The sequence below is a fragment of the Streptomyces sp. NPDC026589 genome (assembly GCF_040638385.1).
Lineage (GTDB): Bacteria > Actinomycetota > Actinomycetes > Streptomycetales > Streptomycetaceae > Streptomyces.
In genome coordinates, this window is record NZ_JBEZYG010000013.1 from 151,203 (window position 1) to 175,602 (window position 24,400).

Genomic DNA, 24,400 nt, shown 5'->3' on the forward strand with positions numbered 1-24,400 from the left:
TGTGAGCGAGATACCCCCCAGGGGTATACGTGAGACATGATCTGGAGGCCCCATGTGCACCACTTCCGCCGCATCGCAGAGCGCCCCCGCCGTCGTCCGGGCGGGCACGAACGACGGCACGCTGCCCGACTGGCACCTGCGGGGTGAATGGTTCGACGTGTGCAGCTGTGCGCTGCCCTGCCCCTGCACGTTCGCCCAGACGCCGACCCATGGAGACTGCCTCTTCACGCTGGTCTGGCAGGTCCACGAGGGGCACTTCGGGGACGTCTCCCTGGACGGCCTGGGCGTGGTGGCACTGGGCGAGTTCGCCGGGAACATGTGGGTGGGCGACCCGGAGGCCACGATGAAGGTGATGCTCTACATCGACGCCAAGGGCGACCAGGCCCAGCGTGGAGCGCTGGAGCAGATCTTCGCCGGTCATGTCGGCGGCTGGCCGGGCCAGTTCGGCTCGCTCATCAGCGAACTGCGCGAGGTGCGGCACGCACCGGTCCACTTCGACGCCGCCGAGGATCTCTCGTACTGGCGGGCCCGGGTCGACGACAAGGTCTCCGTCGGCGCGACCGCCCTCACCGGTCCCACGGCCGACCCCTCCCGCCGCGTTCAGCTGGTCAACGCTCCGGGCTCCGAGGTCGGCCCCGGACAGATCGCCACGTGGGGCGTCGTCGAGAGCGATCGCGCGGAAGGGTTCGACTTCTCGCACGAGTACCGCGGTGGATCCAGCAAGCACTTCCCCTTCGACTGGCGCCCCTGACCCCCGGGGCGGGGGCACCGTCCGCCCGGCGGGTTCTCGGGGGAGCGCGCGAACGACCCCGCCGGGCCGGTGCGGTTGGATATGACCATGAGCGTTCATGACGTGGCCCGCAGGCTGCCGGGCATATCCGCCCTCACCGACCTCTGCCGTTCCCTGGCGATGCTCGACGCGATCCTGTGTCCCGAATGGGACCACCGCTGGCACAGCTACGACGCGCACTGGTCGCCGACGGAGGCGATGGCCTCGATGCGGGACGGTTCGGGCGGAGAATACTCCGTGGTCCTCTCCGCCGACGGGGCGTACGTGCGCGGCTTCGACCACGAGTCGCCGATGAGCCCGTACGTGGACGACGGCCCCTGGCCCGGGGTGCTCGACGAGGTGCCCGCCGTGTTCCGCCGTTACGTCGACGAGCCTTCGTTCACCGACGAGTTCGGCATGCCCGTCGTCACCGCCTGCCTCTGGCGCGCGAGCGACGACGACCGCTGGCGGGCCGGCGCCATCGAGTTCCCGGAGGACGGTGAGGACTCCGACGGGGCCGACTGGCTCTTCCAGCTCCTCGTCACGGGCACCCCCGAGTCCTACCAGGAGTGGGCCGAGGACCATTTCGAGGTCTCCGTGGACCTCGAAGCCGTACGCCACGTCTACGCGCTGCGACCGCTGACCGACGAGGTGATCGCCGCCCTCGCCCCCGAGCGGATCCCCGCCGAACTGGCCGAGGACGTCAAGGAGATCGGGTACCCCGTCGGCACGGGGGAGTAGGCCGCGCCCCGGACGCCGTGCGCCTCGTGCCCGTGGCGGTCAGTCCGCCTCCGGGGTCGCCGGGTCGCGGCGGGCCAACGCCTCGGCGACCGGCAGACCCGTCCGGGCCGCCACGGCCAGCCGGGCCCTGACCTCCGCGCGCCTCCGGGGCCGGAAACGCGGCAGCTTGCCGCAGCCGCACGGCTCCAGGCCCTCGTAGCGCAGGCCCGCCCCCAGAACGGCCGCCACCGCGCCCCAGGCCGCGGTGTCACGGCGCGGTGGGGGCGCGAAGTCGTGGCCCGCGCAGACGAGGGCGCGACCGCAGTTCGGGCACGGCTGCTCCCGGTCGCCCGAGGGATGCCGCTTGAAGCTCACGCGGCAGGGAACGCAGGCGAAGTGCAGCTTGTAGTGCGTCATCGCGTAGTAGCACACACCACGACGGTACCGGGCCCCGGGCGCGGCCCGGCAGGCCCCGGCGGCCCCTCCGGAGCAGGGGAGGGCCCGCCCGGGCCCGCGCTCACTTCCCGCTCTGCAACGCCTCCCACGTGGCCGGGCCCACCTTGCCGTCGACCGAGAGCTTCCGGCTGGTCTGGTAGCCGCGGACCGCCGTCTCCGTGGCCGGGCCGAAACCGCCGTCCACGCCGACGGTGGTCCCGAGCGCCGCCGTCAGGGACCGCTGGAGCCGCTTCACCGCGTCGCCCGAACTGCCCCGCGACAGCGCCGGGGTCGTGCCCGCCGACAGCAGGGCCGTCCAGCTCTTCGGGCCGACCACCCCGTCGGCCTCCAGAGCGCGGGCCCGCTGGAACGCCTGCACCGCGCTCTGCGTGGTGGGCCCGAAGCTGCCGTCCGCCGCGCCCGCCTGGTAACCCTGCGCGTTGAGCAGCGTCTGCACGGCCTTGACCTGCGGGCCGGTGGAGCCGGACCGCTGGGTCGTGTACGTGGGGAAGGTCAGGCCGTCGCCGCCGCTGTCCGGGTCGCCGTCGATCAGCTCCATGTAGTGGTTCCAGTCCCAGTTGGGGCCGGGGTCCGTGTGGTCGGCGCCGGGCGCCTCGCTGTGGCCGATGATGTGCGACCGGTTCTTCGGGATGCCGTACCGCGCCGCGAGGTGCTTGGTGAGGGCGGCGGAGGACCGGTACATCGCCTCCGTGTACCAGGCCGGGTTGTCGACGTAGCCCTCGTGCTCGATCCCGACGGACGAGGAGTTGGTGCCGCCGGCGTGCCAGGCGGTGTCCTTCTCCAGGACCGACTGGGTGACCTCGCCGTCCGAGGAGCGGATCGTGTAGTGCGCGCTGACCTCCGACGCCGGGTTCTGGTACCAGCTGATGGAACCGGCGTACGACCCCTGGGTGGTGTGGATGACCACCTTGTCGATGGCGGCCTTGCGGCCGACGACGAAGTTCCCGGAGTACGCGGGCACCCAGCGCGCCGAGGGGTAGTCCGGGCTCGCGGCGTAGACGTCGGACGCCGACAGCGCACGCTTGTCCGGGTCGACCGGCCGGGAGGGTACGAGGACCTCCTCGCCGCCGGGCGCCGTGGCGGACACGCCCTCGGCGAGGGACGTGAAGACCGCGTCCGCGTAGAGCGCGGCGGCCGGGCCCTGGGCGGCGCTGTAGCGGGCCACCGCCGGATACCAGGCGTTCACGTCCCGGCGCTCGGCGGCGTCCAGGCCCAGCGCGTCGGCGTGGTCGCGCAGGACGGCCGCGCCGCCGAGGATGTTGGCCGTCGTGTCCCGGCGCAGCCGGGCCGCGCTCTCGCCGGTCAGCTCGGAGGCTTTCTCCAGGGAGCGGTTGGCCGGGTTGCTCGCCAGATGCATCACGCCGTAGCCGTTCGCCTGACTGGGCGCGCCCGCGTGGCCGTCGAGCCGGCTCTCGCCGTAGCCGACGGCGGCCAGCAGATCGCGCGGTACTCCGTACGCGTCCGCCGCTTCGGCGAACGCGCGGTTCATCGGGTCGGGCGTGTCCGCCCGCGGTGCGGCGGACGCCGGGTGCCCGGTCGCGAGGAGGGCCGTGGCCATGACGGCCGCCACGGCACAGGCGCGGGCCCGGGTTCGGGCGGCGGTGCGTAGGGGCATGAGGGCTCCTGCTCTGTGGGGTGGGCGTGGAGGGAAGAGAAAAGCCCTCGGGCCCGGGGCGGGCCAGAGGGATGCCGAACACCGTCAGGTTATCGAGATGGGGTGGGCATGACAAAGGGTTGAAGAGGGGATTCTGCTGGCAACATCCTGCAAAATCGCGGGAGTTGGCCGCCGCCGCAGCCCCGTCGGGTGACGTCGAGTGTCACCCGACAGGGGGTGCCGGTGAGGGCGGCGCGGGGCCGGACGCCGCCGAGCGGGCGGGGCTTTCGAAACACGCCCTACCAGCGGTCGCGGTGGATGACGTCCGCCACCGGCCGACGCCGGACCGGGCCGAAGTTGCCCGCGGGCCACCCCACCGGCACGGCGGCGAACGTCGCCATCTCCTCCGGGATGCCCAGCTCCCGCTTCCACTCCTGCTCCAGCATCAGGTGCCAGATGGTGATGTTCGCCGCGAGCCCCAGCCCCCTGGCCGCGAGCAGCAGGTTCTGCACTCCCGGATAGACGCAGGAGCCCTCCGCCAGCGCCTGGAAACGCGTCTGCGTGTTCATCATGTGCTCCGTGCCCGCCGGGCCGAGCGCCCGCGCCGACGCGGCCAGGCCCTCCTCGTCCAGGCGCGGCTCCGGGAACCGGTAGCACGGCACGATCAGTACCGGGGTGTCGGCGAAGTGGTCGCGCTGATGCTCGATCGCCGCGACCATCCGGCCGTACGCCGCCTCGTCCATGCCCGCGGGGGCGTACTTCCCGGTCGTCGCCAGATACGCGTCGACGCACCGCTTCCATAGCGGGGCGAGCCGCGCCATCACCTGGCGGTCGGTCACCACCACGTACTCGTAGCACTGCATGTTGCCGCCGCTGGGGCCCCAGACGGCGGCCTGGATCAGCTGCTCGACCGTCTCGTCCGGCACCGCGTCCGGCTTGAGGCGGCGCATGGCGCGCATGGTGGACATGGTGTCGAAGAGAGCGGGGCCGCCGAGGGCGGACGGGTCGGCCTGAACCGTTTCCATGGTCATGATCGCGGAGTTTAGGCAGGCTCCTCCGTCGGTGTCTCCCCACCCCGCGTGCGGAGGTGCGGCCCGGCCCGATTTCCGCTGCGGTGGCGGCGGTTGGCGTCGCACGGCGCCCTAGAATGACTGACCAGTCAGTCATTCGACAGGGGGGCATGACATGGCCAGAAGAGCCGACCCGGCGGCGCGCCGGGACCTGATCCTGAAGGCCGCGGTGCGGGTGTTCGCCCGGCAGGGGTTCGCCGCGACCCGGGTGGACGACGTCGCCGGAGAAGCGGGCGTCGCCAAGGGCAGTGTCTATCTCCACTTCGACAGCCGGGACGCCTTGCTCACGGCCGCCTTCGAGGAGTACAGGGCCCATGCGGGGGCGGTGCTCCAGCAGGCCCGCACCGGCCCGGGAGACGGGCTGGAGCGGCTCGCCCGGCTCGTGCGGTCGGTGCTGGACATGGTCGTGGCCGAGCCCGAACTCGCCCGGATCCTCATCGACCTGTGGGCCGCCGGACGGCAGGGCGCCCCCGCCGGCGTCGACATCGCGGCCGTGTACCGGGAGTACCGCGCGGTGATCGCCGAACTGCTCGCCGACGCCGAGGCCGAGGGGGTCTGCCGCGCCGGGGTGGGCGCGGGGCACGCGGTGGTCGTCGTCGGGGCGATCGAGGGCTGTCTGGTGCAGTGGATCGTCGACCCCACCCTGCCGGTCGCGGAGCTGACGGAGCCTCTTCTCGACGTGTGCGTCGAGGGGCTGCGTCGCGGGGGAGCGGAATGAGGGCCGTGGGGTTCACGGCGGCCCGTCGGCTCGACGCGCTGCTGGTGGCCCCGGACGCCGAGCGTGGCGAGCGGACCATCTGTTACGCGGGGGCGCTCGCCGGCACCGTGTTCGCGACAGCCCTCGCCCTGCGCTCCCCGTACGCGTGGCCGGCGCTGACCGTGATCGCCGTGGTGGCCTTCGATCTGTTCGGCGGCACGGTCGTCAACGCCACCCGGTCCGCCAAACGCCGGTTCCACCGGCCGGGGCGCTCCCGGCTCCACCACTTCACGTTCGTGGCAGCCCACATCCAGCCGTTCGCCCTGGCCCTGCTCGCCCCCGGGTTCGGCTGGATCTCTGCCGCCGTCGTCTACGCCCTCACGCTCGCCGGGACGGCATGCGTCCTGATCGCCCCCGCGGAGCTCCGGCGACCGGTCGCCTTCGCCGTCTCCGCCCTGGCGATCACCGCCGTGACGACCTCGGTGGCCGTCCCCGGCGAGCTGGCCTGGTTCGCCCCCGTCCTGGTGATCAAGCTGCTGCTCGCCCACCTGCTCCCGGAGCGGTGAACCCGGCGCTCGGCACGGACCGGCGCGCCCAGGGGGTGTCTGCCACACTCCGCGCGGGGACGTGTCGCACACCCCCTGGCCCCCTGGACTCGGCGCCGTGTCAGCCGGACGACCGGTCGGCGCCGTGTCAGCCGGACGACCGGTCGGCGCCGTGTCAGCCGGACGACCGGTCAGCGCCGTGTCAGCCGGACGACCGGGATGTCCCGCTCGGTGCCCGCCTGGTACTCCCCGTAGCGCGGGAACAGCTCCACCAGCCCCGGCCAGACCCGCGCCTTCTCCTCGGCCGGGAGCGTCGTCGCGACGGCCCCGAACCGCTCGGTGTTCACGCGGAGCTCGACCTCCGGGGTGGACTGGAGGTTCAGGTACCACAGCGGCGGGCGGTCCGAGCCGCCGTTGGACGCCACGATCAGATAGTCCTCGCCGTCCCGCCCGTACATCAGCACCGTGCGCCGCACCGTCCCGCTGCGCCGGCCGACGTAGTCCATCAGCAGGCAGGGCACGCCCAGCTGAGTGGTGCCCTCCGTGCCGCCGGAGGACTCGTACAGCTCGGCCTGCCGGGCGACCCAGTCGGCGGGGCTCAGCGCGACCTCCGCGTTGGCGTCCTGCTCGGCCGTCATGGCTTCTCCTTCTCTCGTGCCGTCCCGTACGGGCTGCGCCCCCATCCTGGCACCCACCCGAGCCGCACCCGGGATTCGTACACCTGGACAGCCCTCCCACCGCACGGGGGAACGCGGGCCGGGAACCCGCCCGGGAAGGCGTATAAAGGGTCCTTCCGGAGCAGCCGGCGTCCCCCGATGGCCCCTCCCCTGACCTCCCTCACGCGGCCGGCGTCACCGCGTCACCGATCCCAGGAGCGCCAATGAGCACTTCGGAAGAGATCAGCGCCCTGCTGGTAGCGAAGTTCGGAACCGACCCCGGGGCCATCCGCCCCGATGTTCCGCTGCACCGGCTGCGGCTGGACTCCCTCGCGCTGGAAGAGCTGCGGCTGCACATCGAGGACCGGCTGGACGTGGACCTGGAGGACGTCACGCTCACCTCGCGCGACACCTTCGACCGCCTCGTCGAGGCCGTGGACGGGAAGGTATCCGCATGAGCGCGGCCCCAGGTCGGCCCTACCGCCGGGCGCCCCTCGCCCCGTTCGCCGCCGCCGTCACCGGCGTCGGCCTGGTCACCGCGGCCGGTACGGGAGCGAACGCCGCCTGGCACGGCGTCACCGAGGGCCTCGCGCCCTCCGCCGGCCCGCGACCCGAACTGGACGGGCTGCCCTGCGACTTCTTCTACTCCGTCACCGACTGTGACCCGGGAGCCGTCCTCGGGGTGGCCGCCCAGCGGCTGATGGACCGCTTCGCCCAGCTCGCCGTCATCGCCGCCCGCGAGGCCGTCGCCGACGCCGGACTCGACCCGTCCGTCTGGGACAGCGGCCGCGTCGGCGTCGTCGTCGGATCCGCCCACGGCGGGCTGCCCTTCTACGACGAGCAGCACGCCGCGCTCGCCGGGCGCGGACCCCGCCGGGTCTCACCGAAGCTCGCCCCGCTCAGCGTCGTCAACGGCGCGGCCAGCAGCGTCAGCCTCGACCTCGGCGTCCACGGGCCCAGCCAGGCCGTCTCCACCGCCTGCTCCTCCGGCACCGTCGCCATCGGCACCGCCCACCAGATGCTCCGCTCCGGGGCCTGCGACATCGTCATCGCGGGGGGCGCGGAATCCACCTGTACCCGCCTGCTGATCGCCAGCGCCTGCAGCCTCAAGGCCGCGTCCACCCGCCGCGAGGACCCCGCGGCCGCCTGCCGGCCCTTCGACACCCACCGCGACGGCTTCGTCGTCGGCGAGGGCGCCGGGCTGATCGTCATGGAACACCCGGACCATGCCCGCGCCCGGGGCGCCGCCGTCCGCGCCCATGTCAGCGGGTACGGGGCCTCCAGCGACGCCCACTCCGCCGTCGCCCCCGACCCCGAGGGCCTCGGCATCGAACGCGCCCTGCGCACCGCGCTCGCCGACGCGGGCCTCTCCCCGGCCGACGTCGGGCACGTCAACGCGCATGGCACCTCGACGCTCTCCAACGACCTGATCGAGGCGACGATGCTCCGCCGGGTCCTCGGCGAGAGCCCACTGGTGACCTCCACCAAGGCGATGACCGGCCACACCCTCGGCGCGGCGGGCGGCATCGAGACCGCGCTCACCGTGCTCGCCCTCCAGCACCAACTGGTGCCGCCCACCGTCAACCTGGACGCACCCGACCCGGAGATCACGATCGACGTGGTGGCCAAGGAAGCCCGCGGCGCCACCTTCGACTGCGCCGTCAAGACCTCGCTCGGCTTCGGCGGACACAACGCGGCACTCGTCCTCACCAGGACCTGAACGGAAGGGAACGCAGGAGCACATGCCCGAGGAGATCATCCGGACCCTGTCGGTCGACGGAGTGCGCTACAGCTACCGCGTCCTGCCGGGCGCCCACCCCGGCGAGCCCCCGGCCACCGAACCGACGCTCATTCTCGGCGGCGCGCTCCAGGGCATGTTCGGCTGGCCCCAGATGGACGACCACCTGGGCCCTGCCACCGACGTGGTCACCGCCGACCTGCCCGGTATGGGCAGCGCCGACCCGCTCCCGCCCGGCCCCAGCGCCGACCTGCTGCGCCGGGCCGTGCTCGGCATCGCCGACGACCTCGGCGCACCCCGGCTCAACATCTTCGGCTTCTCCTACGGCACCGCCATCGCCTTCGGCTTCGCCCGCCGCCACCGGGAACGGGTGGCACGCCTCGCCCTCGGCGGCGTGCCGGTCCACATCGACGCGGTCCAGGTCGCCGCCTGGGAGCACGCCAGGCGGCTGCTGGCCGCAGGAGACCGCGAGGGGTTCGCCGCGACCGCTGCCGACGCCCTGATGTGCCTGGACCCGGAACGCGCCGTACACCGCCGGGAGCTGGCCCGCCGCTATGTGCGGCGCTCCTTCCTGCACGTGGCCACCCACTCGCCGCACGTGGCGGACTCGCTCTACCGGGCGCTGGCCGACCGGCCCGACTTCTCCGGCGGTCTCACCGGCGTACCGGCACTGGTCTTCGCCGGGGAGCACGACACGGTGACGCCGCCCGCGCGGCAGCGGGAGTTCGCCGAGACGATCGAGGGCAGCCGGTTTCTGACGATCGGGGAGTCCGACCACTGGGTGATCCTGGAGCGGGCCGACGAAGTGGCCGCACTGGTCTCCCGGTTCCTCACCGGGCGGGAGCCGGTGGCCGACGAGGCCGCTGCCGTCACCCTGCCGCGCCAGGCGGGCGCCCCGGCCGGGCGGACCTGAGCGGGGCCGGGGCCGTGCGGTCCTGAGCGGGACCCCGGTCGCAGGGACCTGAGCGGGACCCCGGTCGGGGGGACCGGAGATCCCCGGTCCGCCCCGCCGGGGGCTGCCCGGTCATGTCAGTGCCGGAAGCCGCCGACCTTGATCCGCACCACCTGCGGGTCGTGGTCGCTCGCCTGGTCGGCGAACTCGGCATTGATGTGCACCACGTCGTAGTCGGGGCGCCGGATGCCGGGGCTCGTCAGGATGTGGTCCAGCGTCTGCGAGTTGCCGTCGAAGACATAGCTGTACCGGTCCGACGGGGGGAGCGTCGTGATCAGCGGCTTGAGCGCCCCGTTCCTGGTCAGTGCCTTCATCGTCGGGGAGAACTCGAAGTCGTTGATGTCCCCGAGCGTGATGACCCGCGCGGACCTGTCCGCCTTCAGCAGGGAGGCGACGAAGGCGTTGACCTCGGCGGCCTGCTGGATCCGCTGGGTCTCCGAGGAACGCGTCGGCTCCTGGTGGCGGCCGTGCAGCGGCTGGTCACCGCCCTTGGACGCGAAGTGGTTGCCGATGACGAAGACCGGCCTGCCCCGGAAGACGAACTCGCCCACCAGCGGCTTGCGGCTGTCGTCCCACGCCGGGCTCGCGGGGTTGATCCGGCCCGGGGAAGCGGAGAGCTCGACGCCCTTCCAGGTGTCCACGGCGCGCACCGGCGTGGTGGCGTCGCCGCCCGCGCGGGCGGTGAAGGACACCCGCTCGGGGTTGTAGAGGAAGACGTTGCGGATGTTGCCGCCGGGCTGGCCGCCGTCCTTGTTGTTCTCGGGGGCGATGTAGCGCCAGGCGTAGCGCGGCCCGCCCTTCGCGACGATCGCGTCGGCGAAACGCTTCAGCGTCGCCTCGGAGCCCACCGTGCCGTCGTTCACCGCACCGTTGTCGTCCTGGATCTCCTCCAGCGAGATGATGTCGGGGGAGGACAGGTTCACCGCGACGCCCTCGGCCAGGGTGTCGAACTTCGCCTGGTCGTCGCCCGCGTCGAGGTTCTCCACGTTGTACGTGGCGACCGCCAGCTCGTTCTTCTTCTGCTTGCGGGTCACCTCGCGCCGCAGCTTCTTGTCGACGACCGTGCCCAGCTCGGTGGCCTGCACGTTGTAGCCGCCGTAGCTCGCGTAGTCGAGCACGCCGGAGGTGCGGCCCTCCAGCACGTCCCCGACGTTCGCCGTCGGGACCGGCCGCGCCGGGTCCAGCGACATCACCTTGAGGCGGCCGGTGTTCTGGTCCTCGTACGAGGCGTAGCGCGTGCCGCCGCGCCGGGTCGGGTTCTCCCGCGGCTTCACGGTCACCCAGATCTCGTCGTACGCGGTCGTCGCCCCGGTCACCCGGGTGTCGGCGAACTCGACCCGGGAGCCCTCCAGCGCCTCGTACAGGTCCAGGGCGTACCGGGACGGGTCCAGGAGCAGCGCGTCGATCGCCCCGCCGCCCGCCGAGGGCACGTAACGGCCGGGCACCGAACGGGCGTCGAGGACGACCGGGGCGGGCAGCGCGTTGCCGGAGGACAGGACGGTGGTGCGGGGCGCGGTGATCTGGGTGAGGGACTGGGTGCCGGTGCCCGGGTAGTACTCGGCCACCTTTCCGCTGACCAGGACCGCGTCGCCGGCCTTCACGGCGGGCGCGGTGGACCCGGTGTAGACGAACAGGCCCTCGCCGGTGCGCGGGTCGCCGTCGGGGGCCGTGTCCTGGATCCAGAAGCCCCGCGAGCCACTGGCCCGCACTCCGGTGACGACGCCCGGGACGCCGCTCACCGCCGTGCCGTCGAGCGGGGAGACCCGGGTGGTGCCCTGGATGTCGTGGATCCGTACGTCGCCGGGCTCGGTGGGGCCGGGCTCCTCGGGCTCCTGCCCGCCGCCGGACGTCTCGCCCTTGGCGTTGACCGGCGTCGGGGCGCCCGCGGCGAGGTCGGCCGCGTTGTCGTCGGTGTCGGCGAGCGAGGCGGCCCGCGCGACGGACGCGGTGGCCGACGCGCCGGGGACCGGGCCGCCGCCCTCCCGGACGACCGCGGAACCGTAACCGACCAGGTCGACGATCCGGGCGTCCGCCGCACAGTCCGCCGCCGACTTGCAGGTGAGCGGGGCCGTTCCGGAGACCAGGGCGACGGTGCCGCTCCCCGCCGCCATGGCGACCGTGCCGGTGGCGTCGGCGGTGGGCAGCGCGACGGTTCCGCCGGTGCCCGCGGCCTGGGCGACCAGGTAGCGGCCGCGGGGCGCGATCGACCCGGACAGCTCGGAGACCTGCCACCGTGAGCCGGCCGACGGGCTGCCCGGCAGGTACTGGACGCTGAGGCCGCCGACCTCGAAGGGCGCGGAGCCGGCGTTGGCCAGCTCGACGAAGTCCCGGGTCAGCGTCGCGCCGGAGTTGCCCCCGCCGCCGTAAACCTCGGAGATGACGGCGGTGGCCGACGGGGCCGCCTGGGCGGCGGGCAGGGCGGTCACCGCGAGAGCGACGGCGACGGCGCCGGTCAGCAGGACGGAACCGGATCTGTGTATCTGCACGGGAGGTGCCCCCAACTGAACTGAGTAGGAGGGGCAAAAGCTATGCGCGTAGAACAGGCATGACAAGGCGTTGGAGGTTAATTCCGGGCGTATCCCGGGTGAGCACCGCGAACCGGCGCCCGGTGCGGTCCTGGGGAGGACCGCACCGGGCGGGTCATGAGCGTGTGCGTCCCGGCCGGACGGCCGGGGTCACTGGCGGATGCGGTCGCGGATCCAGACCCCGGCCTCCTTCAGGACCCCGGTCCCCGTCCAGTTGGTCCCGTCGCAGGTGCCGGTCTTGAAGACCGCCCCGGAACGGTGGTCGTCGGAGTAGTTCCAGTTGGTCCACGAGATCTTCTTGCGCTTCATCAGGTCGAGGTAGCGCTGCGACATGGCGAAGTCGTTGGCGCCCTCGCCCGCGTAGTTCTGCGTGCCGAACTCGGTGACGAACACGGGCAGTCTGTCGGAGGCCCGGTCGAGCGCGCTCAGATACTCCTCGCGGTGCGAGGCCGCGTAGAAGTGGAAGGTGTACATGATGTTGGAGGCGCGGACGGGGTTGTTCACGACCTCCGACTCGTCGAGGCCCTCGGAAACGCCGAAGGAGGACCAGGCGCGCGTCCCGACCAGGACCACCGCGTCGGGGTCCTGGGCCCGGATCACCGGGATGATCTGCTCGGCGTACGACTTGATGCGCGACCAGCTCACCCCCGAGGGCTCGTTGGCGATCTCGTAGAGCACACCCGGGTGGTTCTTGTACTTCTTCGCCATCGCCGTGAAGAAGGTCTTCGCCCGCGCCAGGTTGGCGTTCGGGTCGCCCGGGGAGAGCATGTGCCAGTCGATGACGGCGTACATGCCGCGTGCGTGCGCCGCGTCGACGAACTTCTGCGCCCGGGCGGTGAATCCGGCCGGGTCGGTCTCGTACCCGCCCTCCTGTACGTAGGTGGAGACGCGCAGTACGTCGGCGCGCCAGTCCTGGGCCAGGGCGTTGAGCGATCCGTCCGTGACGCACTGGGCGTACCACTGGGTGCCGTGCGTGCTCATCCCGTTGAGGGCGATGGCCTGGCCGGAGTCGTTGCAGAGCTGACGGCCGCAGACGGAGAGCTGTCCGTTGGCGGCGAGCGGGGTGGCGGCGGTGGGGGAGGCGGGAGCCGGAGCGGCTCCCGCCCGGACGGGAGCCATGAGTGCGGTGACGACACCGAGCGCGGACGCGGCGAGCAGGGCCTTGCGGGCCATTCCGCGTCGGCCGGTCGTGGGGGTGGAACCGGTGGGGGGAGTGGTGCGCTGGTGCATGGTGGTGCTCCCTTCGGAGGGGGTGGGAGGCGCCATGTCGGCAGAACTGAAAGTAAAGCTTCCTTCCAATTGTCGTCAACAGCGTTGGGAAACTTTCCTGCCTATTAACGCGCTTGGCGGAAGGGCCTGTTGGGAGCCTTCCGCCGAGCGCGCTCCCTTGTGCGCCGTTATGCCCGTGTCCCGCCCAGCCCTCCCGGGGTGCTCAGCCCTGTGGCAGCGGGTAGACCGCCAGCGAGAACGAGTGGCCCGCCGGGTCCCCGTACACCCTCACGTCCCGGGGGCCGCTGTTGCTGTCGCCGGTGTCGACGGGCCGGGCCCCCAGCCCGATCGCCTCCCGCTCGGCCTCGTCGATGTTCTCGGGGCCGACCAGGATCCGCAGATGCGCCTGTTGCGAGTCCTCCGGGCGCGGCCAGCTCGGCGGGGCGTAGCCGTGGTCGCGGCGAATCGCCAGCCGGACGCCGTCGTTGCCGACGATCTCGACGAAATCGGGGTCGGAGCCGATCCGTATCTCCGCGTCGAGCAGACCGGCGTAGAACTCGGCCAGCTCCATGGGTTCGGCGCAGTCAAGGACGAGGACGCTCGTTTTCTCCACAGTCATGCGGGAACCAGTACCCCCACCGGGCGCTGCCACGCCGCCACGGGCCCGTCCGGGAATCCGGAATCCGGGCCACCGGTGCGGACGCGTCCCGGGTGAGGAAACACCCCACGCGACCTAAGGTGCGAACCATGGCACGGAGCGCGGAGCATCCCGGGCCGGCCGGGGGCGACGCCGTCCCGGACGGACCCGACCCCCGGCGTTGGCGGGCCCTGGCCGTCTGCCTGGTGGCGGGCTTCATGACCCTGCTGGACGTCTCCATCGTCAACGTGGCCCTTCCCTCGATCCGGGAGGGCCTGAACACCCCCGAGTCCGACCTCCAATGGGTGCTCTCCGGCTACGCCCTCGCCTTCGGGCTCTTCCTCATCCCCGCCGGACGCCTGGGCGACGCACGGGGCCGCCGGGCGGTCTTCATGGCGGGGCTCGCCCTCTTCACCCTGGCCTCCGCCGCCTGCGGGGCCGCCCAGTCCAGCCTGTGGCTGGTCGTCGCCCGCCTGGTGCAGGGCATCGCGGGCGGTCTGATCTCCCCACAGATCTCCGCCCTGATCCAGCAGATGTTCTCCGGGCGCGAGCGCGGCCGGGCCTTCGGCATGTTCGGCACCGTCGTCGGCATCTCCACGGCCGTGGGCCCGCTGCTCGGCGGCCTGCTCATCCAGGCCGCCGGACCGGAACACGGCTGGCGCTGGGTCTTCTACGTCAACCTCCCGATCGGCGCCGTCTGCCTCCTGCTCGCCCACCGGCTGCTCCCGGACACCCCGTCGGCCGGCCGGGTGAGGCCACGCGACCTGGACCCGGTGGGCGTCGCCCTGCTCGGGGCCGGAGTGCTCGCGCTGCTGCTGCCGTTCGTCCAGGCCCAGCAGTGGCCCGGCAACGGAAAGTGGCTCCTGCTCCTCCTGGCCGGGGCCCTGTTCGCCGCGTTCATGGCCTGGGAGTCGCGGTGCACGGGCGGACGCACGCACCCGGTCCTCGACCTGTCGCTGTTCCGGCTGCGCTCCTACTGGCTGGGCTGCCTGCTGATCCTGCTCTACTTCGCCGGGTTCACCTCGATCTTCTTCGTCACGACCCTCTACCTCCAGTCCGGCCTGGGCTACTCCGCCCTCCTGGCCGGACTCGCCATCACCCCCTTCGCCCTCGGCTCCGGCGTCGCCGCGTCCATCGGCGGCCGGCTCGTCGGGCGCTTCGGCCGACCCCTCGTGGTGGCGGGCCTGGCCATGGTCGCGCTCGGCCTCGCCGGCACCGCCCTCGCCGTTCACCTGGTCCCTGGCACCGGCGCGGGCTGGGCGATGGCCGCCCCGCTGCTCCTCGCCGGTCTCGGCAGCGGCCTGGTCATCGCCCCGAACCAGACGCTGACCCTCGCGGAGGTCCCGGTGAACCGGGCCGGCAGCGCCGGGGGCACCCTCCAGACCGGCCAGCGGGTCGGCTCCGCGATCGGGATCGCCGCCGTCGGCGCGGTGTTCTTCGCCCAGGTCGGCCCGGACGGCTGGGCCGACGCCTACGACCACGGGCTCGTCGTCTCCGTCGCCTTCGTCCTGGCCGCCCTGATCGTGGCGCTGGCGGAGGTCGGAGCCGACCGACGGGGCAGACGACGCACAGCACACGAACCGAACGAGGCATCGAGGAGCACGGCATGAGCGACACGACAGCGGACAGCGCCGGGAGCGACGGCAACACCTCCTACGGCCACAAGCCGTTCAAACGGTCCCGGAGCCACTTCGCCGACCGCATCACCGCCGACGGACGCGACGGATGGCCCGTGGAGCCGGGCCGCTACCGGCTCGTCGCCAGCCGCGCCTGCCCCTGGGCGAGCCGCGCCCTGGTCTCCCGGCGGCTCCTCGGCCTGGAGGACGCGCTGCCGCTCGCCGTCGCCGACCCGATCCAGGACGACCGCAGCTGGCGCTTCACCCTCGACCCGGGCGGCAAGGACCCGGTCCTCGGCATCCGCTATCTGAGCGAGGCCTACGACGCCCGGGAGCGCGGCTATCCCGGAGGCGTCAGCGTGCCCGCGATCGTGGACGTACCGAGCGGGAAACTGGTCACCAACGACTACCAGCAAATCACCCTCGACCTCGCCACCGAATGGACCGCCCTGCACCGGCCCGGCGCCCCCGACCTCTACCCCGAACCGCTGCGCGACGAGATCGACGAGGTCATGGAGGGCATCTACCGGGACGTCAACAACGGCGTGTACCGCGCGGGGTTCGCCAGCTCCCAGGAGGAGTACGAGGAGGCGTACGCCGCCCTGTTCCGCCGCCTCGACCTCGTCTCCGCCCGCCTCGCGGACCGCCGCTACCTGGTCGGCGACACCATCACCGAGGCCGACATCCGGCTCTTCACCACCCTGGTCCGCTTCGACGCCGTCTACCACGGCCACTTCAAGTGCAACCGGAACAAACTGACCGAGGACCCCGTCCTGTGGGGTTACGTCCGCGACCTCTACCAGACACCCGGATTCGGCGACACGGTCGACTTCGACCACATCAAGCGGCACTACTACCAGGTGCACACGGGCATCAACCCCACCGGCATCGTCCCCGTCGGCCCCGACCTCTCCGGCTGGACCGCTCCGCACCACCGCGAACAACTCGGCGGTCGCCCGTTCGGCGACGGCACACCCCCGGGCCCCGTGCCCCCGGGCGAGCGGGTCACCCCCGTGCCTCCCGCCTGACCGGGCGCTCGGCGCACGGGTCCGGTGGGCGTGACGCACGCCCGCGACCCCTTGCGGACCGTAGCTGTCCGCAAGCCCCGGTACCGTGCGGACCATGGCAGCGAAGACGCACCGCACCGCCGCACAGCCCACCGTCCTCTCCACGCGGGCGCTGAACCGGGCGACCCTGGACCGACAGCTCCTGCTGCACCGGTCGCCGATGTCCGCGAAGGACGCCGTCGCCCACCTCCTCGGGCTCCAGGCCCAGAACACCAAGCCCCCGTACTTCCAGCTGTACGCCCGGCTCGCGGACTTCGACCCCGAAGAGCTGTCCGCACTGATGGCGTCCCGCGAGGTGGTGCGGATCGTCACCCTCCGCTCCACCCTCCACACCCATACGGCGGACGACGCGCTCACCCTGCGCCCCCTGGTGCAGGCGGCGCGCGAGCGGGAGCTGAAGACCTTCCGGCGCGGGCTGGAAGGAGTGGACCTGGACCGGCTCGCCGCGGTGGCCGAGGAGCTGGTCGTGGAGCGCCCGCGTCCGGTGAAGGAGCTGCGGGAGGAGCTTCTCGCCCGCTGGCCGGACGCCGACCCCCTCGCGCTCACCGTCGCCGCCCGCTGTCTGCTGCCCCTGGTCCAGGTCACCCCGCGTGGACTGTGGGGACGCGGTGGGCAGGTCGCCCTGACCACCGTGGAGCACTGGCTGGGCCGGCCCGCCGAACCGGTGCCCGCGCCCGACGCCACCGTGCTGCGCTACCTGGGCGCGTTCGGCCCCGCCTCGGTGATGGACTTCCAGTCATGGGCGGGACTCACCCGCATGAAGGAGGTCTTCGAACGGCTCAGGCCCCGGCTGCTCACCTTCCGGGACGAGAGGGGCGTCGAGCTCTTCGACCTCCCGGACGCCCCGCGCCCCGACCCCGACACCCCGGCCCCGCCGCGCCTCCTGCCCGAGTTCGACAACCTCCTCCTCGGCCACGCCGACCGCAGCCGCGTGATCGCCCCGGTGAACAAGGGGCGCAACGGGGTGGGCAACCAGGCGTACGGGTCCGTGCTGATCGACGGGTTCTTCGACGCGGTCTGGCGCGTCGAACGCGAGGGCGGCACCGCGATCCTGACCGTCCAGCCGCTGCGGAGCCTGATCCGCGCCGAGCGCGCGGAGATCACCGAGGAGGCGGCGCGGATGCTGACCGTGATGACGGACGCCACGGACCACGACGTCCGGTTCGGCACGTTCCTGGACTACGGCGACTGAGACCACCGCGGCCCCGTGGCCCGCAGGTCAGGGGGCAGGGGTCAGGGCAGCAGCCCCGCCCGGCGGGCCGCCACCACGGCCTCCAGCCGCGTGTGCGCCCCCAACTTCCGCATCGCGGACCGCAGATATCCCTTCACCGTCTCCGGCCGCAGCCCCAGCCGCTCGGCGGCCGCCGCGTTCGTCGAGCCCGCCGCCACACACGCCACCACATCCACCTCGCGCGGCGCGAGGCGGACCTCCCGGGCCGCGGGCACCTTGGCCCCCGCCGCCGAGGCCAGCCGCCCGCAGACGTCCAGCAACTCGTCGCGCAGGGCCGGGTCCAGGACCCTCGGGACCAGCGCGCGCAGTTCGCGGTGGGCCTCGCGCACGTCCTCCCAGGCGCCGGGCGCCGTGTCCGGATCGGTCACCTGCTCCCGGCCCGCCGCCAGCAACCGCCGCACCTCGTCCCGCACCGCGAGCGACTGCTCCACGTCACGGGCCGCAGCCACCATCGCGTCGAACGTCCGGTCGCCCAGCGTGACCGGCGTACGCAGCGCCCCGTACAGCACGCCCCGCACCGCACGCCGTACGACGACGGGGACCGCGACGACCGAGCGCAGCCCCTCCGCCGCCACCGCCGCGTCGTACTCGTGGCTGATGTGGCGCGAAGACGCGTAGTCCGTCACGGCACAGGGCCGGGACAGGGCGATGGCCTTGCCGCCCAGGCCGCTCCCGGCGGAGATGACCAGCCCCCGCAGCGCACCGGTCTGCGCCCCGTTCAGCTCGGCGATCCGGGCATGGCGTGCGTCGGACAGCAGGCCGCCGAACACCACGGGAAGCCCGCTCGTGCGGCGCAGCCTCAACAGCGCGGCCTGCATCTCGACCGCGTCGACCGGTTCCGGCACTCCGACGTCCTCCCACCCGGCCCGTGCCGCTCTCCCCCGCACGGGGGAGCGGACCACCCCGTCCGGGGGTGGTGAGACCTGGGTCACTGTTTACATGATGGTAGGCGACCGGTCCGTAATGAGGAGGGCACATGTCGGCAACCAGCGCTACCGAGACGTTCCGGGCCGCCCGGGACTTCCTGCTGAAGCACCGCGAGGACTACGAGCGGGCCTACGCGGGCTTCCGCTGGCCCCGGCCGGACCACTTCAACTGGGCCCTGGACTGGTTCGACGTCATCGCCGAGAACAACGACCGCACCGCCCTGCACATCGTGGAGGAGGACGGCCGGCGCACCGAGGTGTCCTTCGCGGCGATGTCGGAGCGCTCCGACCGGGCCGCCAACTGGCTGAAGGGACAGGGCGTACGGGCGGGCGACCGCGTCCTCGTGATGCTCGGCAACCAGGTCGAGCTGTGGGAGACCGCCCTCGCCGCGATGAAGCTGCGCGCCGTCGTCATCCCCGCCACCCCGCTCCTCGGCCCCGCCGACCTGCGCGACCGGGTGGAGCGCGGCCGGGTGCGCCATGTGCTGGTGCGGGACGCGGACACCGCGAAGTTCGACGAGGTCCCCGGGGACTACACCCGGATCGCGGTCGGCGAGGAGGTGGCGGGCTGGCTGCCGTACGCGGGAGTGGCCGAGGCGTCCGCCGCGTTCACACCGGGCCGGGAGACGGACGCGGACGAGCCGCTGATGCTCTACTTCACGTCCGGCACCACCGCCAGCCCCAAGCTGGTCGAGCACACCCATGTGTCCTACCCCGTGGGCCACCTGTCGACGATGTACTGGATCGGGCTCAGGCCGGGTGACGTCCATCTGAACATCTCCTCGCCCGGCTGGGCCAAGCACGCCTGGTCCAACCTCTTCGCCCCGTGGACGGCCGAGGCCACCGTCTTCATCTTCAACTACACCCGCTTCGACGCGGGCCGCCTGATGGCCGAGATGGACCGCTCGGGCATCACGAGCTTCTGCGCCCCGCCGACCGTCTGGCGCATGCTCATCCAGGCCGACCTGAGCCAGTTGAAGGCCCCGCCGCGCGAGGTCGTCGCAGCCGGTGAGCCGCTGAACCCGGAGGTCATCGAGACGGTCCGGCGGGAGTGGGGCGTCACCATCCGCGACGGGTTCGGCCAGACGGAGACCGCCGTCCAGGTCGCCAACACCCCCGGCCAGCTCCTCAAGACCGGCTCCATGGGCCGGCCGAGCCCAGGCTTCACCGTCGAACTGCTCGACCCGGTCAGCGGACAGCCCGGGGCGGCCGAGGGCGAGATCTCCCTCGATCTGGCAGACCGCCCCGTCGGCCTGATGACCGGCTACCACGGCGACCCGGACCGCACCGCCGAGGCGATGGCGGGCGGCTACTACCGCACCGGGGACATCGGCGCGCGTGACACGGACGGCTACATCACCTATGTGGGCCGCGCCGACGACGTGTTCAAGGCCTCCGACTACAAGATCTCGCCGTTCGAGCTGGAGAGCGCCCTGCTGGAGCACGAGGCGGTCGCCGAGGCCGCAGTCGTGCCCGCCCCCGACCCGCTCCGCCTCGCCGTCCCGAAGGCGTACGTCGTACTGGCGGAGGGCTGGGAGCCCGGGCCGGACACCGCGAAGGTCCTCTTCGAGCACTCCCGGGCGGTCCTCGCCCCGTACAAACGCATCCGCAGGCTGGAGTTCGCGGAGCTGCCCAAGACCGTGTCGGGCAAGATCCGCCGCATCGAACTGCGGGAACGCACCGCCCTGGGCTCCGGCGCCGAGTTCGACGAGGGTGACCTCACGTGAGCACCCAGTCGTACGCGCACGGCGTCGGCGACACCGCGCTGCTCGGCGACACCATCGGCCGCAACCTCGACCGGACGGCCGCGGCACACGGCGACCGCGAGGCGCTGGTCGACATGGCCTCGGGCCGACGCTGGACGTACACCGAACTCGTCGCGGACGTCGACGTGTTGGCCCGCGCCCTGATGGCGTCGGGGGTGGCGAAGGGCGACCGGGTCGGCATCTGGGCGGTCAACTGCCCGGAGTGGGTGCTCGTGCAGTACGCCACGGCCCGGATCGGGGCCGTCATGGCCACCATCAACCCCGCCTACCGCGCCCATGAGGTGGAGTTCGTCCTCCAGCAGGCCGGCGTCTCCCTGCTGGTCGCTTCCCTCTCCCACCGCACCAGCGACTACCGCGCTCTCGTGGAACAGGTCCGCTCCGCCTGCCCCGACCTGCGCGCCGTCCACTACATCGGCGACCCGTCCTGGGACGAGCTGACCGCCGCCGCGCCCGCCGTCACCCGGGAGCACCTGGCCGCCCGCGAGGCGGAGCTGTCCTGCGACGACCCGATCAACATCCAGTACACCTCCGGTACCACGGGCTTCCCCAAGGGGGCGACGCTCTCCCACCACAACATCCTCAACAACGGGTATTTTGTCGGGGAGACGATCGCGTACACGGAGGCCGACCGGGTCTGTCTCCCGGTCCCCTTCTACCACTGCTTCGGCATGGTGATGGGGTCTCTCGCCAGCACCTCGCACGGCGCCTGCATCGTGATCCCTGGGCCGTCCTTCGAGCCCGCAGCCGTGCTGACCGCCGTCCAGCAGGAGCGCTGCACCTCGCTGTACGGCGTGCCCACCATGTTCATCGCCGAGCTGAATCTGCCGGACTTCGCCGGGTACGACCTCTCCTCGCTGCGCACCGGGATCATGGCCGGTTCGCCCTGCCCGGCCGAGGTGATGAAGCGGGTCGTCGCCGAGATGCACATGGCCGAGGTGTCCATCTGCTACGGGATGACGGAGACGTCCCCGGTCTCCACCCAGACCCGCCGCGACGACGATCTGGACCGCCGCACCGGCACGGTGGGCCGCGCGCTGCCGCACATCGAGGTCAAGGTCGTCGACCCCGTCACCGGCGTCACGCTGCCGCGCGGCACCGCCGGCGAGCTGCGCACCCGCGGCTACAGCGTGATGCTCGGCTACTGGGACCAGCCCGACCGTACCGCCGAGGTCGTCGACGTCGGCCGGTGGATGCACACCGGGGACCTCGCGGTGATGCGCGAGGACGGATACGTCCAGGTCGTCGGCCGGATCAAGGACATGATCATCCGGGGCGGCGAGAACGTGTACCCACGGGAGATCGAGGAGTTCCTGTACGGCCATCCGAAGGTCGCCGACGTCCAGGTGGTCGGAGTGCCGGACGAGCGCTACGGCGAGGAGATCCTGGCCTGCGTCATCCCCAGAGACCCCGCCGACCCGCCCACCCTGGACGAGATCTCTGCGTACTGCCGGGAGCGGCTCGCGCACTACAAGATCCCGCGCAGGCTGCGGATCCTGGAGGCCTTCCCGATGACGGTGAGCGGAAAGGTCCGCAAGATCGAACTGCGCGAGGCGTACGCGGACTGAAACTGGGTTCGGTCCTGGTGCGCCATGCTGGCCCCATGACGAGTAAGGGGTGGGCCGTAGCAGCCATGGCCTGGGGCGTGATGGCGGTGCTGTTCGTGGGGGTGACCCTTTGGGCGGGAGCTCTGGGAGTCGTCCGGCTGGGACTGGCCGGGGACGAAGTACAGATACGCCTCTCGCGATGTCAGCTCAAGGTCGACGGCCGCGGGGGGAGCCACAACGAGTGCATAGGCAGGCTCGTGGACGGCGAGAGCATCGGCACGGTGAAAGTGGGATATGGCGACAAGGTGGGAGAGACCGTATCGGCCGCCAAGACGCCGTTGGGAACCTATGCGGTGATCGACACCAGTCTCACCTCGTGGGGGATGGGCGTCCTGTATCCGCTGCTGCCGCTCGTGGTCGCGGGGCTGACTGCCTACCTCGCTGTCCGTGCGGCACGCCGGTGCTTGAGCCGGAGCGTGTCCAGCGCCTTGTCATGAGGGTGAGGGACCACCGCCCGCCAAGCCGGACAACCCGGGCACGTCCGGGAACAGCACCGGCAGGGCGCCGCCTGCCGGAAGCTCCTGCCGGAACCCAGCACTTAGGTGACACCGGGTGAGCATGCACGCCCTCCGGTAGACGCTCGACCCCAGCGACCTCGACTCCGGCCGGATGCCGCTCAAGCACGTGGACGACCGGCATCACCCTGAGACGACTCGGGGAGCACACCGCGGCCCCGCCCCGCATCCCGCGCCGCCTGAGCAGAACCCGAGCCCTACGCCGACTTCGAGGCTGGGGCTCTGGGCTATGAGCTGCGGTCCAGGACGGAGGACGGCATGTTCTGTTCCGCCCAGACCACCTTGCCGGTGACCGTGCGGGACGAACCCCAGCGGCGGCACAGCATGTTGATGAGCTGAAGGCCTCGTCCGCCCTCGTCGCTGAGGCCCGCGTGCTGGATCTGGGGCAGATCGGGTCCGGTGTCCGACACCTCCACGACGAAGCGTTCCCCGCGCAGCAGCCGCAGCTCGCCGGGGCCGTTCCCGTAGCGCAATGCGTTGCCGACCAGTTCGGAGACGACGAGCTCCGAGATGTCGGCGAGTTCATCGAGCCCCCATGCGGCGAGCTGGCCGGTGACGAGACCACGGGCGACCGAGGCGGCCCGGCCGTCCTGCGGCAGCTCCCACACCCGCAGGTCCCCCGCCGGGAGTGCGGCGCTCGTGGTGACGAGGAGCACCGCCTCGTCGAACCGGGCGGCGGCGGCCGGGGCGCGCTCCACCAGACCGCCCTTCACCAGCGACCCGGGCGGCAGGCTCAGCGCCGCCGCACGCAGCCGGTCCAACTGGGCGTCCACGTCCTCGTCCCGGGACTTGATCAGGCCGTCCGTGTACATGACCAGGTGGGCGCCGTCCGGGACGCGCAGCCGCAGGGGGTCGTACGGGATCACGCCCGCCCCCAGCGGCGCGCCGGTTGGCACCGGGACGAGGTCGGCGGCGCCCTGCCCGTCGAGGAGCAGCGGCGGCAGGTGCCCGGCGCTCGCCAGGGTGTAGGAGGAGTCGGCGGGGTCGTAGACCGCGCACAGGCAGGTGGATACCTGCTCGTCCTCCAGGTCGCGGGTGGCCAGGTCGAGCCGCGCGAGGATCCGCTCGGGGGCCATGTCCAGGGTCATCAGCGTGCGGGCCACCGTCCGCAGGCGCCCCATGGTGGCGGCGGCGGGCAGTCCGTGCCCCATCACGTCGCCCACCATCAGGGCCGTCCGTCCGCCGGGCAGGGCCATCACGTCGTACCAGTCCCCGCCCACGCCGTGATACGCCGCCGCGGGCGCGTACTCGGAGTGCACCCGCAGGCCCGGCGTCGCCGGGGTGACGCGCGGCAGCAGGGAGCGCTGCAACGAGACGACGTGCTCGCGCTCCCGCCCGTACAGACGCGCGTTGTCGATGAAGACCGCCGCCTTGGAGGCGAGCTGCTCCGCCAGCGCCAGGTCGGTGGTGGAGAACGGCGGGGTTCCGCGGCCGCGCACGAAGTCGGCGCTGCCGAGCAGCAGCCCACGGGCGATCAGGGGCACGGCCAGGTAGCTGTGCACGCCGGCGGCACGCAACTGCGCGGCGGCGCTCGCGGTGGGTGCGACGTGGATGAAGTCGTCGTCGCGCACCCTGCTCAGCAGCACGGGCTTGCCCTGCCGGAGGACGTACCGGTGGAGCAGCGTCTCGTGCGACTGCTGGGCGCGCACGAAGATCTCGCCCACCGGGGTCGGCTCCAGGTTGGAGAGTTCCTCGATGGCGCACAGCGCCGTGGCCCGCATCTGCGGGATGCCGGGCTCGGTCTTCCGGGAGCCCTCGTCGCCCCGCAGGACGCTCTCGAGGATGTCCACGGCCGCCCCGTCGGCGAAACTGGGCACGGTGAACTCGGCGAGTTCCTGTGCGGTGCGCTCCAGGTCCAGGGTCGTGCCGATGCGGGAGCTGGCGGAATTCAGCCAGGCGAGACGGCTGCGCGTGGTGAACCGGTCCGGCGGCAGGACGCCTCTGCTCCGTCGGAACCGCACGTTCGCGCCGCCCGAGCGTCGCCCGGCGGAGCCCCGGCCGGGCAGGCGCCGTCCACCACTGCCGGCGTTCACTCTTCCGCCTCCAAAGAGGATTCGACGCCTCTTGGTGCCCAGTGTGCACCGGAAACGGCTGCGGCACCTCCGGG

The 24,400-nt window shown here is 72.4% G+C and carries 22 protein-coding genes; 13 read left to right on the plus strand and 9 right to left on the minus strand.

The features are described from left to right. Positions 1-52 precede the first annotated feature (52 nt). A complete protein-coding gene (locus tag AB0F29_RS22985) occupies positions 53-751 on the plus strand; it encodes a DUF1326 domain-containing protein (RefSeq protein WP_018956774.1) in 699 nt (232 codons plus the stop codon). An 87-nt stretch (positions 752-838) separates the two neighbouring features. Further along, the gene (locus AB0F29_RS22990; protein ID WP_361874787.1) at positions 839-1,510 is read left to right on the plus strand and encodes a hypothetical protein; all 672 of its coding nucleotides are present in this window, start codon (positions 839-841) and stop codon (positions 1,508-1,510) included. Between the two features lie 39 nt (positions 1,511-1,549). Here the strand turns inward: AB0F29_RS22990 and AB0F29_RS22995 are convergent, their stop codons facing one another. The 3 genes from AB0F29_RS22995 to AB0F29_RS23005 all read right to left on the minus strand — a co-directional run bounded on the left by AB0F29_RS22995 (position 1,550) and on the right by AB0F29_RS23005 (position 4,570). Beyond that, a complete protein-coding gene (locus tag AB0F29_RS22995; RefSeq protein WP_361874790.1) occupies positions 1,550-1,921 on the minus strand; it encodes a hypothetical protein in 372 nt (123 codons plus the stop codon). 85 nt (positions 1,922-2,006) lie between these two features. After that, entirely contained in the window at positions 2,007-3,560 is a 1,554-nt protein-coding gene (locus AB0F29_RS23000) for a peptidoglycan-binding protein (RefSeq protein WP_361874793.1), read from the minus strand. Positions 3,561-3,838: 278 nt separating this feature from the next. Then, the gene (locus tag AB0F29_RS23005) at positions 3,839-4,570 is read right to left on the minus strand and encodes a nitroreductase family protein (RefSeq protein ID WP_361874796.1); all 732 of its coding nucleotides are present in this window, start codon (positions 4,568-4,570) and stop codon (positions 3,839-3,841) included. Positions 4,571-4,724: 154 nt separating this feature from the next. On the opposite strand from AB0F29_RS23005, the gene AB0F29_RS23010 reads away from it, so the two are divergent. Further along, complete coding sequence (locus tag AB0F29_RS23010) at positions 4,725-5,327, plus strand: TetR/AcrR family transcriptional regulator (protein WP_361874799.1); 603 nt, start codon at positions 4,725-4,727, stop codon at positions 5,325-5,327. Beyond that, on the plus strand, positions 5,324-5,872 hold the full coding sequence (locus AB0F29_RS23015) for a hypothetical protein (protein WP_361874802.1): 549 nt from the start codon (positions 5,324-5,326) through the stop codon (positions 5,870-5,872). The genes AB0F29_RS23010 and AB0F29_RS23015 overlap by 4 nt, the downstream gene beginning before the upstream one ends. A 170-nt stretch (positions 5,873-6,042) precedes the next feature. Here AB0F29_RS23015 and AB0F29_RS23020 read toward each other — a convergent pair whose 3' ends face one another. After that, entirely contained in the window at positions 6,043-6,489 is a 447-nt protein-coding gene (locus AB0F29_RS23020) for a nitroreductase family deazaflavin-dependent oxidoreductase (protein WP_361874805.1), read from the minus strand. Positions 6,490-6,731: 242 nt separating this feature from the next. On the opposite strand from AB0F29_RS23020, the gene AB0F29_RS23025 reads away from it, so the two are divergent. From AB0F29_RS23025 to AB0F29_RS23035, 3 genes are read left to right on the plus strand one after another with little or no spacing between them, the layout of a single operon-like run. Beyond that, positions 6,732-6,965 (plus strand): acyl carrier protein, encoded by a 234-nt coding sequence (locus AB0F29_RS23025; RefSeq protein WP_265598414.1) that lies wholly within the window; start codon positions 6,732-6,734, stop codon positions 6,963-6,965. After that, positions 6,962-8,227, plus strand: a complete 1,266-nt coding sequence (locus tag AB0F29_RS23030; protein ID WP_018956765.1) for a beta-ketoacyl-[acyl-carrier-protein] synthase family protein — start codon at positions 6,962-6,964, stop codon at positions 8,225-8,227. The genes AB0F29_RS23025 and AB0F29_RS23030 overlap by 4 nt, the downstream gene beginning before the upstream one ends. A gap of 22 nt (positions 8,228-8,249) precedes the next feature. Continuing rightward, entirely contained in the window at positions 8,250-9,158 is a 909-nt protein-coding gene (locus AB0F29_RS23035; protein WP_361874809.1) for an alpha/beta hydrolase, read from the plus strand. A gap of 116 nt (positions 9,159-9,274) precedes the next feature. Here the strand turns inward: AB0F29_RS23035 and AB0F29_RS23040 are convergent, their stop codons facing one another. From AB0F29_RS23040 to AB0F29_RS23050, 3 genes are all read right to left on the minus strand, one after another. Beyond that, on the minus strand, positions 9,275-11,683 hold the full coding sequence (locus AB0F29_RS23040; RefSeq protein WP_361874812.1) for an endonuclease/exonuclease/phosphatase family protein: 2,409 nt from the start codon (positions 11,681-11,683) through the stop codon (positions 9,275-9,277). 189 nt (positions 11,684-11,872) lie between these two features. Continuing rightward, positions 11,873-12,952 carry a glycoside hydrolase family 5 protein gene (locus tag AB0F29_RS23045; RefSeq protein WP_361874814.1) on the minus strand — a complete coding sequence of 360 codons (1,080 nt, stop codon included), beginning with the start codon at positions 12,950-12,952 and terminating at the stop codon, positions 11,873-11,875. A 202-nt stretch (positions 12,953-13,154) separates the two neighbouring features. Continuing rightward, positions 13,155-13,550 carry a VOC family protein gene (locus AB0F29_RS23050; protein ID WP_032791032.1) on the minus strand — a complete coding sequence of 132 codons (396 nt, stop codon included), beginning with the start codon at positions 13,548-13,550 and terminating at the stop codon, positions 13,155-13,157. 128 nt (positions 13,551-13,678) lie between these two features. On the opposite strand from AB0F29_RS23050, the gene AB0F29_RS23055 reads away from it, so the two are divergent. The 3 genes from AB0F29_RS23055 to AB0F29_RS23065 all read left to right on the plus strand — a co-directional run bounded on the left by AB0F29_RS23055 (position 13,679) and on the right by AB0F29_RS23065 (position 17,443). Beyond that, positions 13,679-15,178 (plus strand): MFS transporter, encoded by a 1,500-nt coding sequence (locus AB0F29_RS23055; protein WP_361874817.1) that lies wholly within the window; start codon positions 13,679-13,681, stop codon positions 15,176-15,178. Then, complete coding sequence (locus AB0F29_RS23060; protein WP_361874819.1) at positions 15,175-16,212, plus strand: glutathione S-transferase C-terminal domain-containing protein; 1,038 nt, start codon at positions 15,175-15,177, stop codon at positions 16,210-16,212. The genes AB0F29_RS23055 and AB0F29_RS23060 overlap by 4 nt, the downstream gene beginning before the upstream one ends. A gap of 94 nt (positions 16,213-16,306) precedes the next feature. Beyond that, positions 16,307-17,443, plus strand: coding sequence for a winged helix DNA-binding domain-containing protein (locus tag AB0F29_RS23065; protein WP_361874822.1), 1,137 nt, complete (start codon positions 16,307-16,309; stop codon positions 17,441-17,443). A gap of 41 nt (positions 17,444-17,484) precedes the next feature. On the opposite strand, the gene AB0F29_RS23070 is transcribed toward AB0F29_RS23065, so the two are convergent. Continuing rightward, the gene (locus AB0F29_RS23070) at positions 17,485-18,327 is read right to left on the minus strand and encodes a helix-turn-helix transcriptional regulator (protein WP_361874825.1); all 843 of its coding nucleotides are present in this window, start codon (positions 18,325-18,327) and stop codon (positions 17,485-17,487) included. 131 nt (positions 18,328-18,458) lie between these two features. Here AB0F29_RS23070 and AB0F29_RS23075 point away from each other — a divergent pair, with 131 nt between their 5' ends. The 3 genes from AB0F29_RS23075 to AB0F29_RS23085 are packed head-to-tail and all read left to right on the plus strand — an operon-like array spanning position 18,459 to position 22,215. Continuing rightward, on the plus strand, positions 18,459-20,135 hold the full coding sequence (locus AB0F29_RS23075; protein WP_361874828.1) for an AMP-binding protein: 1,677 nt from the start codon (positions 18,459-18,461) through the stop codon (positions 20,133-20,135). Further along, positions 20,132-21,739 carry an AMP-binding protein gene (locus AB0F29_RS23080; RefSeq protein WP_361874831.1) on the plus strand — a complete coding sequence of 536 codons (1,608 nt, stop codon included), beginning with the start codon at positions 20,132-20,134 and terminating at the stop codon, positions 21,737-21,739. The genes AB0F29_RS23075 and AB0F29_RS23080 overlap by 4 nt, the downstream gene beginning before the upstream one ends. 35 nt (positions 21,740-21,774) lie before the next feature. Beyond that, complete coding sequence (locus AB0F29_RS23085; RefSeq protein WP_361874834.1) at positions 21,775-22,215, plus strand: hypothetical protein; 441 nt, start codon at positions 21,775-21,777, stop codon at positions 22,213-22,215. Between the two features lie 305 nt (positions 22,216-22,520). On the opposite strand, the gene AB0F29_RS23090 is transcribed toward AB0F29_RS23085, so the two are convergent. Continuing rightward, the gene (locus AB0F29_RS23090) at positions 22,521-24,326 is read right to left on the minus strand and encodes a SpoIIE family protein phosphatase (RefSeq protein WP_361874836.1); all 1,806 of its coding nucleotides are present in this window, start codon (positions 24,324-24,326) and stop codon (positions 22,521-22,523) included. Positions 24,327-24,400 lie beyond the last annotated feature (74 nt).